Below are 12,474 nucleotides of genomic sequence, written 5' to 3'. Positions count from 1 at the left end.
ACTACTGTTGGGGGCGCCGGAGGGTCTTATCCGGCGTCCTTCAGCTGCGTCCACGCCGTCCAGGCATCGGCCGCATACATCAGGGACGGTCCGCCGCCCATATAGACGCAGACGCCGAGCGCATCGGCGACTTCTTCGTCGCTCGCGCCGAGTTTCTTCAGAGCTTTGGTGTGAAAGCCGATACAGGCATCGCACTGTTTGGCGACGCCGATCGCGAGCGCGATCAATTCCTTGGTCTTGTGATCGATTGCGCCATCGGCATTCGCGGCTTTGGATAGGCTGCTGAACGCGCTCAGCGTGCCACCTGCCACCTTGCTGAGGCCGGACAGGCCCTCATTCACCCCGTCGGTGATCGCTGCGTAGTCTTTCTTTCCCGTGGCCATGAGCGGTTTCCCTTTCCTGTCTGGCGTCCTGCTGATCTCGGGTCGGGGCAGGCAGGACGCCATAAGGGAAAATACGGAAACCGGCTTTGCTGTTTAGCGCGGCGCCATGCGGATGGAGCCGTCGAGCCGGAAATTGTGCCCGTTGAGATACGTGTTGCGCGCGATCTCCACCGCGAGCGAGCCGAACTCCTCAGGTTTGCCGAGACGTTTGGGGAAGGGAACAGATGCGGCCAGACTGTCCAGCACTTTCTGTGGCGCGCCCAGCATGAGCGGTGTCGCGAAGATGCCTGGCATGATCGAGTTCACGCGGATGCCGACGTCCATCATGTCGCGCGCCATAGGCAGGACGAGGCCGTTCACACCCGCCTTGCACGAGCCGTAAATAACCTGGCCGATCTGCGCGTCCTGGGCTGCGACTGACGCCGTCAGCGTAATTGAGCCGCGTTCGTCATCATCGTTCAGCGGCTCTGAGTTTGCCATGCCCTCTGCAGACATGGAGGCGATGCGGTAAGACGAAACCAGGATGCCCTGTGCGCCGCGATCATATTGCTCTGTCGGCGTGCGCTTATAGCTCATCGTCTCCTTGTCGAAGGAGAGCGTCTTGCCGCGTCCGGACGTCATGGCGCAATGGACGGTGATCCGCTCCTGACCGTGCGCCGCGCGGGCCTTCTCGAAGCCAGCTTCGCAGGACGCCTCATCCAGGATGTTCACATTGCAGAAGACGCCGCCAATGGCCTTGGCAACTTCCTCGCCCTTGTCTTCCTGAATATCGAAGATGGCGACTTTCACGCCATGGGCGGCAAGCGCCTCTGCCGTTGCGCGGCCGAGCCCTGATGCGCCGCCTGTGACGATGGCGGGTGTGTTTGATCCGATTTTCATGCGTGTCTCCCTGTTTATGCGTTTTGGTTCAGGTTAGAGCGACGCAAACAGAGGGGGAAGCGGTGTCGCCGGGTCAGTCTGCCGGGGCAGGGCTGGAAGCCGGCGAGAAGCCATCATCGTCGTAGGGGTCCACCTTGCCGGCATCCTCCCGGCGCCGGATCAGCCATGACACAATCACCGCGCCAACCATCTTGCCGATGATAAACACAATCCAGTTTGCCCAGTGCAACATATTGCCCGGCTCATCTCCCAGCCGGATCTGGCGCGCCAGATCTGCGCCATAGAGGAAGATCGTCGTGTCAATCGGCGCAGCGACGGCGCTGGACAGAATGATTCGGGTGGACAGCCGGTATCTAGTAAAAGTGAAAATCAACCAGTCCGCGATTTCCGAGACAGCAAAGGCGAGGCCGGATGCTAGCGCTATCACTGGCCAAGCATAGTAAAACGACCAGCCAATCGCGAGCGCCATGACGATAAGAACGTAGTGACCCATTCGCCTTTGAACGAAGTCACGAAACACAAAAACCAGACCTGTCACCATGGTAAGCGGGTGCAGCTCTATGCCGTTCTGAAAAGTCTCATTCGGTGAAACCAGCGTCATGCTGTCAATAACGCCAAATGACCAATTCAAAAATGGAATGGTTGCGAAATATAAAAACGCCCAGAAGCGACCTTTGAAGTAATATATTAGCCCCAATGTAATGCAGAGGCCAATCAATACAGGAACTAGATTTCCCGGTTGCTGGTTTGTTATTGCGTCTACGATACCATTCAAGAAATCCATCATCAGTAGAAACTGCTCTTATTTGTGATGTGCGCCATTGATATTGCTATATGGCTGGCCCAAGAGGGTACTGGGTGGCCTAATCATTACCGTCGCAGGTGGGGGCGGAAAAGCAAGGATATTGGTGTATGCCACACCAGGTAAAGTTGTCGCTGATCGTAGCGCGAGCGCGCAACGGCGTAATCGGTCGCGATGGGGATCTGCCTTGGCATCTGGCCGATGACATGGCGCTGTTCAAGCAAGCTACGGCTGGCAAGCCGATCATTATGGGCCGTGCAACGTGGGAGAGTCTTCCGCGCAAGCCGCTGCCTGGCCGACAGAATATCGTCCTGACGCGAGACTGGTCCTATGCGGCGCTTGGCGCGCGCGTGTATTCAAGTCTTACGGCATCTATCGCTGCCGCGCGTGCGATTGCGGCCAAGGACGGCCAGGATGAAGTGTTCATCATCGGCGGGCAAAGCGTCTATGCCAAGGCCCTGCCCATTTCAGATATTCTCTACATTACAGAAGTCGACGTTGAGATGGAGGGCGATGCCCGGTTCCCGGAATTTGACGAGGGCGAATTTCGTGAGGTGGGCTCTACGAGCTACAAGAAAAGCCGTCGCAATGACCATGACTTCACCTATCGAATTCTTGAGCGGGTCAGCGCTAATTAAACCTTTCGGCTTTCCGCAAGGGCGCGCCTTGTAACGATCCATCTCCCGCGCAAAGCTTCCTGCATAAAAACAGGAGGCGAAGTGACATGGATTTTGAAGTTTTTGCTGACGGATTGAGGTTTCCCGAAGGTCCCGTCGTGATGGCGGATGGCTCGGTGATCGTCGTTGAGATCGAGAGCAAGAAGATTACCCGCTGCTGGCCGGGCGGCAAAACTGAAACCGTCGCCGAGCCGGGCGGCGGCCCGAATGGCCTCGCGATCGGGCCAGATGGGGCGCTCTGGTGCACCAATAATGGCGGGTTTCTCTATCATGAGCGCGACGGACTTCTTATTCCCGGTCATTGCCCCAAGGATTATTCGGGTGGCCGTATTGAGCGGATCGATCTGGACACCGGCAAGGTAGATGTCGTTGCCACCCATTGCGGTGACAGGCCCCTGAAAGGCCCGAACGATCTTGTCTTCGACAAGGCCGGAAACCTCTATTTCACAGACCTCGGCAAAACCTATGCGACCAGCCGCGATACCGGCGGAATCTACTATATGGCCGCCGGGTCGAGCACGGTTGAGGAGCTGGATTACAATCACATCTCCCCGAATGGCATCGGTCTCTCGCCGGATGAGCAGACGGTCTATTTTGCCGATACGATGACGGGCCGCGTCTGGGCGTATGATCTGGAAAGCCCGGGCGTGGCGAAACAGGCAACCCCTTTCACCAAGGGCCGCGTCGTGGCGGGTATGCCGGACCTCCGCTATTTCGACAGTCTCGCGATCTCGGCGGCGGGCAATGTCTGCGTCGCCTCGATCATCAAGGGCGGTATCACGACGGTTCAGCCCGACGGCAATCACTCGCACATCGCGCTGCCTGATCCGTTCGTGACGAATATCGCCTTTGGCGGTGAGGATATGCGCGACGCCTACATTACCCTGTCAGGGACAGGGCAACTCATCAAATGCCGCTGGCCCGAAGCGGGACTGAAGTTGAACTTCAATGCCTGAGCGCGTCTCTGCGCTCAGGGGTGCGGGCGGGGAAAGCCGTGACGTTCGGCGAGGGCTTCAAGGATCGCATCGCGGTCGTTGATGAAGGCCCGCCCGTTGACTGTGCCCGTCTGGTGCGGTGAGGTTTCCCCTTCGGCCAACAGCAACATCGGCAGGGACTGGTTTTCCTCACCTATAAGCTCAACGATCTTCGTGCGCGGACGCGGCCATTGAATGCGTTCGACTTGAAGGTTTTTGCCGTGCTGCGGCGCGGAGGCAAGAACCCCTTCGACCATGGCGCAGGGGGGGCAGAAATAGATCTCACCGGGCATGTCGGGGTCTTCGCCGGGAAGCAGCAGATAGAGTGTGTCAGCCATTGTATTAGTCCTCGAAAATGATTGTAGGCGGCGCCTTTGTCTGCAGGCTGTCCAGGTTCAGCGCGACAGCGCGGGCAAGCTCGTGAAACAGTGTGCCTGCCGCGTCATCTGTAATGGCTGCGGGTTTGCCAGCGTCTCCGCCCTCGCGAATGGAAGCCATCATAGGAAGCTGCCCGAGAAGGGGCAGACCGAGCGTCTCGGCCATTCTCGCGCCGCCCCCTTCGCCCATCAGATAGTGGCGGTTGCCGGCCGGGTCCTCGAACCAGCTCATTGTTTCGACGATGCCGAGCACCGGAACGGCCGTCTTGGCAAACATCGCGGCGCCGCGGCGCACATCTGCCAAGGCGACTTCCTGCGGGGTGGTCACAAGCACAGCCGCCGTCACAGGCACTTTCTGCGCGATGGCGAGCTGGGCGTCACCGGTGCCGGGCGGGGTATCAATGATGAGCAGGTCAAGCGGATCTTCGGGCGTGCCCCAGGCCGCATCGTTCAGCATCTGCGTGATGGCTGACATGACGATCGGCCCGCGCCAGATCATCGGCGAATCCGGGTCGGACAGATAACCGATGGAGAGCGACCGGATGCCATGTGCGTCAACCGGAATGAGCTTGCCATTGGCGTCTGTTTCCGGCGCGCGATCAGTTGTGCCGAGCATGGTTGGCGCGCTTGGGCCGTAAATATCTGCGTCGAGCAGCCCGGTTTTCAGACCGAGTTTCGCAAAGGACGCCGCTAGGTTGATTGCAACGGTCGATTTGCCGACCCCGCCCTTGGCGCTGGCGACGACCAGAATTCTTGAGATGCCCGGGATACCGCCAGCGCGCTCTGCGCCGGGTTGTCCCTGGCTGAGCGCTTCATCCGACAGACGCGCGCCCTTGCGCACGCGTTGACTGCCAGCCCGTAGCGGGGGCTCGCCTGCATGGCTGTGTTGATGGTTTGGCGGCGTCTGGCCGGGCGCGCGTTCAGCGGTCAGCATGGCTCGCACATCGCTCACGCCTTTGACATTCATCGCACGGGCTTCGGCTTCCACGCGCCGGATTTCGGACGCCTGGAGATCGTTCGGGTCACCCTCGAGGATGAGTGTCACCTCACCGCCATCCTTCACGCGGACCCCCTGTAACCAGTCGGGCTCGCCCAGGGCGCGGCGGATTTCTTGTTCGAGATTGCCAGATTGTCGCTGTTTACGGCGAAACATGCGGGTAACTCCTTGATGCGCAGGCCATGGGGTGCACATATCTGCGTAGTGCCTATATGGCCAGAGACGGACAGTCATGAAGGAGGGGCAATGCCCTGGAATGATAATAAGGACGGCGAAGGTTCGTCCAAAGGCAGTGGCAGCCCGTGGGGGTCTGGTAACAAAAAGCCTGATTCTCCCTGGAACCGCCCCGGCGGCTCCGGAGGCGGCAACAATGGCGGCGGCGGAGGCGGTGATAAGAATCGCCCGGATCTGGAAGAACAGATGCGCCGCATGCAGGAACGCTTTCGCCGTGGTCGCGGCAATAACGGCAGCGGCGGTGGTGGCGGCGGACGCGGCGGGCAGAATTTTGGCCCGTTCAGCTTCGTCGTTCTCGGCTTTGTTGCGCTGCTGGCGTGGCTTTTCACCGGTGTCGTTGTTGTAGACGAAGGTGAGACGGCTGCTGTTTTCCGGTTCGGCAAATGGGAAAAGAATTTCGGCCCAGGCCTTCACGTTCACCTGCCAACGCCGATCGAAGCGCATGAAATCATGCCTTCGCAGAAGCAACAGGTCACGCAGATCGGTGCCAATGAAGAAGAGCGTCTGATGCTGACGGGCGATGAGAATATCGTCGACGTCCAGTACCGCATCTTCTGGTATTACGACGAAGAAGACCCAGAGGACTTCATTCTCAACGTTGAAGACGGCGAAGACCTCGTCAAAGCCGCTGCGGAAAGCGTCATGCGCGAAGTGGTCGGCAAGTCGAACCTCAACGATGTCATCACAACCGGCCGTAACGAGCTGCAGCAGCAAGTGCGTGAGCAATTGCAGGCTCTGCTCAACGATTACCGCGCCGGTGTGGAAATCCTGAACGTTGAAATTCAGGAAGCCCAGGCGCCGTCTGAAGTGCGCGCAGCATTTATTGACGTGGTGAATGCCGGTCAGGACGCCGAACGTGCGGTCCAGGTTGCCAATCGCTATGCGAATGACATCATCCCGCGTGCGCGTGGTGAAGCCCAGCAAATCCTGCAAAACGCCGAAGCTTACCGCGATCAGGTGATTGCAGACGCTGCCGGTCAGGCCAACCGCTTCAAGCAAATCCTTGCTGAGTATCAGCAGGCCCCACAGGTGACACGCGAACGTATGTATCTCGAAACCATGGAGCGCGTCCTGCAACGCAGCGACAAGCTCATCCTCGACAGTGAATCCGGTGCAGTGCCTTATCTGCCGCTGGACAGCGTCAATCGCCGCAATCAGGAGAACTAGACATGAGACCGTTTGGTATTCTTGGAGTTGTCGCGATCGTTCTCGTACTGATCGTGCTGTTCAATTCATTCTTCATTGTCGACCAGCGCAAGCAGGCCCTGCTTCTGCAGGTGGGTCGTGCTGTCCAGGCTTATAATGAGCCGGGCACAGATGAAGCTGGCCTCAAATTGAAAATTCCGCTCGTGCAGAATGTGGTGATGTATGACCGCCGCAATCTTGGTCTGAACGTTCCGGGCATTGAGGCCTATGCCTCGAACCAGGAGCAACTCATCGTCGACGCGTTTGTGCGCTGGCAGATTTCAGATCCACTTGCCTTCTATCAGCGCCTCAACACGGAGCGTGAAGCCCGTGAGCAGCTGACGAACTTTACCGATGCTGCGATCCGGAACGCGCTGGCTTCGCGCCTGCCGGAGGAGATTATCTCCGGTCAGCGCTCCGAGTTGATGGATCAAATCCGCGATAATCTGGCTGGCAATATCGCAGGCCGGGGTATTGAGATCATCGATGTGCGTATCCGCCGCGCAGACCTGCCGGACGATGTGTCCGACCGCGTTTTCCAACGTATGGAAGCCACACGTGAGCAGGAAGCTGAGGAAATTCGCGCCAAGGGCGACGAACGCGCCCAGCTGGTGCGCGCCACGGCCGAACGTGAACGTACAGTGCTGTTGGCTGAAGCGCGTCAGCAATCGGAAGAGATCCGTGGTGAAGGCGATGCGAAGCGGAACGAGATTTACGCAGAAGCGTATGAGCGTGATGCCGAGTTCTTCCGCTTTCAGCGCGCGCTGATTGCCTGTGAAGAGGCATTCACGGAAGGCACGCGTGTTGTTGTGGCCCCGGATCAGCTTGGACTTTGCAATGATTTCATTGAACAGGCCCGACGGAACGGTTCGCGCCGTTAAATCAGTCACTGACTCTGGCGAGCAGGGCGTGTCAGCATGAGCTGGCAAATCCTGCTCGCCGCTTTCGGTTTATGGTTCGCGATAGAGGGCATCCTCTATGCTGCTGCGCCAGACACGATGAAGCGCATGGCCGAATTTCTGGCGCGATTGCCGGTCGAGAGTATTCGTAGCGGCGGTATGTGGTCGGCCCTGCTCGGGCTGGTTCTATTTTATGTCGCCGTGCGGTTTTGCTGACGCGTTGCACTTTGCCCGCGAAGCGTCATATTCTTGCGCTACTTTAGCGGGCAGTTGAGTATTGGAGACCGGTTGATGAAACGACTTGCGACACCCTTGATGGGCATGATGGCCAGCGCGCTCATTCTAGCTGCGCCCGCCGTCGCCCAACGAGCCAGTGGCGCGGACAGCTCGCTTTCCGATAAGGTATCGCAGATCAATCAGAAGCAGGCGCCGGATTCCTTTTCCGGCCTGGCGAAACGCCTGATGCCATCTGTCGTCAACATCACCACCAGCCAGACCGTTGCCCCCGAAGGCCTGCCAGAATTTCCGGACGGCTCGCCGCTGGAGCGGTTCAATGAATTTTTTGGCCGAGACCCTGAAGGCTTTCGCCGCGAGGGCTCGCTCGGCTCCGGTTTTGTGATTTCTGCTGATGGCATCGTCGTGACGAATAATCACGTCATCGAGGGCGCCGATGAAATCAATGTGGTCTTCAACTCCGGCCGCACCCTTCAGGCACAGCTGGTTGGCACCGATCCGGAAACCGACGTCGCCGTCCTGAAAGTCGAGAGCGATACTGATCTGCCTTTTGTCGAGTTTGCTGACAGCGACAATGCTGAAGTTGGCGACTGGGTGATGGCGATTGGCAACCCGTTCGGGTTCGGCGGCTCTGTTTCAGCCGGCATTATTTCCGCGCGTAACCGCGACATCCAGTCCGGCCGCTATGACGACTTCATCCAGACCGATGCCGCCATTAACCGCGGTAACTCCGGCGGACCGCTGTTCAATCTCAACGGTGAAGTTGTGGGCGTGAACACGGCGATCATTTCGCCAACCGGCGGCTCAGTCGGCCTTGGCTTTTCGATCCCGTCCAATCTGGTTGAGCAAATTTCCGGGCAGCTGATCGAGTATGGCAAGCCGCGCCGCGGCTGGTTTGGCGTCAACGTCCAGGGCATCGATGATGATCTGGCCGGCGCCTACGGCCTGAACAAGGCCAGCGGTGTGATCATTACATCGATCGACAGCGAAGGCCCTGCGGCCAGCGCCGATTTCGAGGTTGGCGACCTTGTGCTTCGGTTTGATGGCAAGACGGTCGAGAATGTACGCGGCCTGACGCGCGTCGTCGCAGATACCGAAATCGGCAAGACGGTCAGCGTCGACATTATCCGCGACCGCAAGCGCAAGACGGTGTCTTTCAAGATTGGCGAGCTGACCTCTGATGACGAGGTAGAGGCCCGTGAACCGCTGCCGGAAAATGCGCTCGCGCAGAACCCGCTCGGCGCCGAATTGAAAACAATCGATGATGATGCGCGTCGTCGCTACGGGATTGCGCGCGATGTCGATGGCGTTCTTGTCAACTCCGTCGCGGCGAGCGGGCCGAGCTTTGGCAAGCTGCGCAAGGGCGATGTGATCACCGAGATGGGCTTTGAGAAAATTGCCAATCTGGACGATGCCTATACCGCACTTGAGCCAGGCAAGGCACCTCCAGGAAAGCCGCTACTGGTGCGGATCAACCGCACAGGGCAGACAATGTTTTTCACAATCAAGACAGAGCGTTAGGCCGCGCAGGCGGATTCGGTCGCCTGACAGCACTTTACCTCGGTCCCAAATCAGATTCACATTTGAGGTGAAGGTAAACAGCCGTCAGGGAGCGTGGAACATGGCACTGAGTGAGCGACAGTCTCTCGAGCTTTGGCGCCGGACAATGACGGCCTATGTGCGCTCCTCCGAGAGCGATCTCTCGGCGCGCCAACAAGCCATCTTCATGACTGTTGCTCTCTCTGCGGGCCCGCATACCGTTCGCGGCCTCTCTGCAGATTTGAACCTCGCAAAACCCGCTGTCACCCGCGCCCTCGATGCGCTTGAGAAAGCGGGCTTCGTGCGCCGGCGCCGTGACGAAAACGATCTTCGCAGTGTGTTTATTGAGCGGACGGTCGAAGGCATGAACTGGCTGCGCGGGTTCGCCGGCCTGATCATGGCAGCCGAAGCCGGTGAAGAGCCAGCGCCCCTGGTCGCCAGCAAGTCGGCTGAAGCGGCCGCCTGACGAAAGGCCAAGCTATGCCGTCATTTGACGACCGCCGCCTCAGCATTCCCGACGCAAACCCTATAGGGCAGTTCCAGGTGAGCGCCGCTGTCGTGCCGATGCGTGATGCGCCGCGCGCCGATGCACAACAGGTGACACAAGCCCTGCACGGCGAAACCGTAACGCTGCTGAGGGAAGAGGGCGAATTTGGACTGATCCAGATGCACCGCGACCGATATGTCGGCTGGGCGCCTCTGGAAGGCCTGTCCGCGCCCATCATAAAGCCCACCCACAAAGTCAGTGCCCTACGGACCTATGCCTTTTCGGCGGCGGATCTGAAGTCAGTGCCGAACATGCTGATCTCGCTGGGAGCCCGGATCCATATCACGGCTGAGGCGGGCGAGTTTCTCAAGGCAGAACGGGCTGGATGGCTGCCAAAGCAGCACGTGGCGCCCATCAATGATTTCGAAGATGACCCTGCGGGCGTGGCCCTCCGCTATCTCGGCGCACCTTATTTCTGGGGCGGTTGCGAAAGCCTTGGCCTTGATTGTACCGGGCTCACGCGCGCGGCTTACGATGCCTGCGGCGTGAGCCTGCCGCGCGACAGCGACATGCAGTTTGCCTGGTCCGGGAAGTCGGTCGACAATTGGAGAGAGGCGGGCACCCTTCAGCGCAATGACCTGGTCTTCTGGAAAGGCCACGTGTCCATCATGCTCGACGCTGAGCGGATGCTGCATGCGAACGGCTATCATATGGCGGTGGCTGAAGAGCCTCTGTCAGAAGCGATCGAGCGGATCGCAAAAACAAACGGCGAACCCGTTGGGGTCCGCCGTATTGATCTTGTTGAAGAGAGACACCGTAAGCCGGACTGGCTAACGGCCTGATCCCTTACTCTTCGGTTTCGTCGGTCTCGGCTGGCGCTGCAGCGTCCGTGTCCGGTGTTGTCGCTGCAGGGGCAAGCTCGACTTCGCCCTCATTGCCATTGGCCTGATTGGTGTCGTCGACGGAATCAACGGTTTCAATCTCGCCAGTTGCCTGAGCAGGCGCGTCTTCGACGGTCTCAGCACCCAGTGTCGCTTCAACGGCGTCACCTTCGCTCGCGTCGCCTTCAGCTGACGCGTCCTGGCCTTCGACAGCTTCGCCGTCCGCGCCGTTATCTTCAGGCAGAGGCTCAGGGAAGTCCGGTGCGTTTGGCGTATTGGATGCGAGGTAGGCAATCACGTCTGCGCGCTCATCGTCGCGGCGAAGACCAGCGAAGGCCATCGTGGTGCCGCGGATGTAGGAGGATGGATTTTCCAGCCACGAATCGATGCTGGAATAGGTCCACTGCGTTCCGGCGGTGGCTTGCATGGCTGAGGAGTAGCCAAAGTCAGCGCGGTGAGCGTGGGCCTCTGCCAGAATGCCGTGCAGATTAGGGCCTGTGCCGTTAGAGCCGCCCTCCGTGATGGTGTGGCAGGTCGAGCACTTTGCCTTGAAGGTCCGCTCGCCATTGCCAGCATCTGCGGAGGCCAGCAGGGCGCCGAGGTCGTAGACCTCTTCGACTTCTACGCCGCCAGCCGAAGATTCGGCGATGTCGGTGTAATAGGCGAAGCGGGTGTGGGCCCAATCGTTAAGAGTGCCGCCCTCCTCTTCGGTGTGATGACCGCCTTCACCTTCGGAAGCAAAAACGCTTTCGGAAAGTAGCTGCAAGCCCATGACGCCGAGTACGACGGCCAGGATTGCGCCAAATACCTTGTTCCAGAAGAGATCGCCCATAGGGATCGTCCTTGTATGATTATCAGCCTTGTGCGCGCCTTCTGGCACGCTATCGAGTCGTAGGCAATATAACGGCATGCATCACAGGATGCGCGGGCTGATATAGCGGCGAAACGGCGCAGTTTGCGAGGTCCTGGTCTAAAGACGGGGCTTGAATTGTCGCTTCGGCTCGCGCAAGGCATGTCGCCGCAGCCCGAATTGGGGCCGCCGAGCTGAAGTTGGAGTGGCGAATCATGAGCGAAACACGAACAGGCCGGATCGCCTATCAGGGTGAACCCGGCGCAAATTCGCACATTGCCTGCAATGATACCTATCCAGGCATGGAGCCGGTGGCCTGCAAGACATTTGAGGATGTCATCACCATGGTCGAGCGCGGCGATGCCGATCTCGCCATGATCCCCGTCGAAAACACGATTGCGGGCCGCGTGGGCGACATCCACCATCTATTGCCCGGCACCAGCCTGCATATGATTGCCGAGCACTTCATGCCGATCCGCTTTCAGCTGATGGCGCTTCCGGGCGTGACCATCGACGAGATTGAAACGGCGCATTCGCATATCATGGCGCTCGGCCAGTGCCGTCGTTATCTGCGCGACCGGAGCATCAGTGCGGTGATTGCTGCCGATACCGCAGGGGCCGCGCGCATTGTGCGCGATCTCGGCGATCGTACAGTTGCAGCCATTGCGCCTGAGCTTGCGGCAGAAGTCTATGGGCTGGATATCCTCGCTCGCAACATTGAGGATGCCGAGCACAACACGACGCGCTTTGTGATTATGGCCCCGCAGCCGGTTGAGCATGATCGCACCGACGGGCCGACTGTCACTGCGTTTCTTTTTCAGGTCCGCAACATTCCTGCCGCGCTTTACAAGGCGATGGGTGGGTTCGCGACGAATGGCGTCAACATGACCAAGCTGGAAAGCTATCAGGTCGACGGCTCATTCACGGCAACGCAATTCTATGCCGAGATCGAAGGCCATCCCGATGAGCGCAATGTGCAGCTCGCGCTTGAAGAGCTGGGCTTCTTCTCGACCTCGCTGAAAATTATCGGCGTGTTCCCCGCCCATCCAGAGCGGTTTCGCTTTGCGCGTTGAGGC

The 12,474-nt window shown here is 59.1% G+C and carries 15 protein-coding genes; 9 read left to right on the top strand and 6 right to left on the bottom strand.

Translation table 11 applies throughout. The features are described 5' to 3' along the window. Positions 1-26: 26 nt before the first annotated feature. The 3 genes from B8783_RS02705 to B8783_RS02695 form a co-directional block, all read right to left on the bottom strand. The gene (locus tag B8783_RS02705) at positions 27-383 is read right to left on the bottom strand and encodes a carboxymuconolactone decarboxylase family protein (RefSeq protein ID WP_084418230.1); all 357 of its coding nucleotides are present in this window, start codon (positions 381-383) and stop codon (positions 27-29) included. 93 nt (positions 384-476) lie between these two features. After that, positions 477-1,262 carry an SDR family oxidoreductase gene (locus B8783_RS02700; RefSeq protein ID WP_084418229.1) on the bottom strand — a complete coding sequence of 262 codons (786 nt, stop codon included), beginning with the start codon at positions 1,260-1,262 and terminating at the stop codon, positions 477-479. Positions 1,263-1,335: 73 nt separating this feature from the next. Continuing rightward, positions 1,336-2,049 (bottom strand): VUT family protein, encoded by a 714-nt coding sequence (locus B8783_RS02695; protein ID WP_084418228.1) that lies wholly within the window; start codon positions 2,047-2,049, stop codon positions 1,336-1,338. Positions 2,050-2,174: 125 nt separating this feature from the next. Here B8783_RS02695 and B8783_RS02690 point away from each other — a divergent pair, with 125 nt between their 5' ends. Beyond that, positions 2,175-2,702 (top strand): dihydrofolate reductase, encoded by a 528-nt coding sequence (locus B8783_RS02690; protein ID WP_084418227.1) that lies wholly within the window; start codon positions 2,175-2,177, stop codon positions 2,700-2,702. An 86-nt stretch (positions 2,703-2,788) separates the two neighbouring features. Further along, the gene (locus B8783_RS02685) at positions 2,789-3,697 is read left to right on the top strand and encodes an SMP-30/gluconolactonase/LRE family protein (protein ID WP_084418226.1); all 909 of its coding nucleotides are present in this window, start codon (positions 2,789-2,791) and stop codon (positions 3,695-3,697) included. A gap of 14 nt (positions 3,698-3,711) precedes the next feature. Here the strand turns inward: B8783_RS02685 and B8783_RS02680 are convergent, their stop codons facing one another. Then, positions 3,712-4,053: a DUF3088 domain-containing protein gene (locus tag B8783_RS02680; RefSeq protein WP_084418225.1), complete on the bottom strand. Its 342-nt coding sequence runs from the start codon at positions 4,051-4,053 to the stop codon at positions 3,712-3,714. Positions 4,054-4,057: 4 nt separating this feature from the next. Further along, the gene (locus B8783_RS02675; RefSeq protein WP_084418224.1) at positions 4,058-5,245 is read right to left on the bottom strand and encodes an Mrp/NBP35 family ATP-binding protein; all 1,188 of its coding nucleotides are present in this window, start codon (positions 5,243-5,245) and stop codon (positions 4,058-4,060) included. A 90-nt stretch (positions 5,246-5,335) separates the two neighbouring features. On the opposite strand from B8783_RS02675, the gene hflK reads away from it, so the two are divergent. The 6 genes from hflK to B8783_RS02645 all read left to right on the top strand — a co-directional run bounded on the left by hflK (position 5,336) and on the right by B8783_RS02645 (position 10,509). Then, complete coding sequence (gene hflK, locus B8783_RS02670; protein WP_084418223.1) at positions 5,336-6,490, top strand: FtsH protease activity modulator HflK; 1,155 nt, start codon at positions 5,336-5,338, stop codon at positions 6,488-6,490. 2 nt (positions 6,491-6,492) lie between these two features. Beyond that, the gene (hflC, locus tag B8783_RS02665; RefSeq protein ID WP_084418222.1) at positions 6,493-7,389 is read left to right on the top strand and encodes a protease modulator HflC; all 897 of its coding nucleotides are present in this window, start codon (positions 6,493-6,495) and stop codon (positions 7,387-7,389) included. Positions 7,390-7,425: 36 nt separating this feature from the next. Then, complete coding sequence (locus B8783_RS02660; protein ID WP_084418221.1) at positions 7,426-7,623, top strand: DUF2065 domain-containing protein; 198 nt, start codon at positions 7,426-7,428, stop codon at positions 7,621-7,623. A gap of 75 nt (positions 7,624-7,698) precedes the next feature. Then, positions 7,699-9,162, top strand: coding sequence for a Do family serine endopeptidase (locus B8783_RS02655; protein ID WP_084418220.1), 1,464 nt, complete (start codon positions 7,699-7,701; stop codon positions 9,160-9,162). Positions 9,163-9,262: 100 nt separating this feature from the next. After that, positions 9,263-9,646: a MarR family transcriptional regulator gene (locus B8783_RS02650; RefSeq protein ID WP_084418219.1), complete on the top strand. Its 384-nt coding sequence runs from the start codon at positions 9,263-9,265 to the stop codon at positions 9,644-9,646. Positions 9,647-9,660: 14 nt separating this feature from the next. Then, positions 9,661-10,509 (top strand): C40 family peptidase, encoded by an 849-nt coding sequence (locus B8783_RS02645; protein WP_084418218.1) that lies wholly within the window; start codon positions 9,661-9,663, stop codon positions 10,507-10,509. A gap of 4 nt (positions 10,510-10,513) precedes the next feature. Here the strand turns inward: B8783_RS02645 and B8783_RS02640 are convergent, their stop codons facing one another. After that, positions 10,514-11,380, bottom strand: a complete 867-nt coding sequence (locus tag B8783_RS02640; protein WP_169711682.1) for a c-type cytochrome — start codon at positions 11,378-11,380, stop codon at positions 10,514-10,516. Positions 11,381-11,613: 233 nt separating this feature from the next. On the opposite strand from B8783_RS02640, the gene B8783_RS02635 reads away from it, so the two are divergent. Continuing rightward, positions 11,614-12,471, top strand: a complete 858-nt coding sequence (locus B8783_RS02635) for a prephenate dehydratase (protein ID WP_084418216.1) — start codon at positions 11,614-11,616, stop codon at positions 12,469-12,471. The last annotated feature ends 3 nt before the right edge of the window (positions 12,472-12,474 follow it).

It is taken from the genome of Henriciella litoralis (genome assembly GCF_002088935.1).
Taxonomy (GTDB): Bacteria; Pseudomonadota; Alphaproteobacteria; order Caulobacterales; family Hyphomonadaceae; genus Henriciella; species Henriciella litoralis.
The sequence above is the reverse complement of the archived record's forward strand: the minus strand, read 5'-3'. Positions and strand labels throughout refer to the sequence as shown.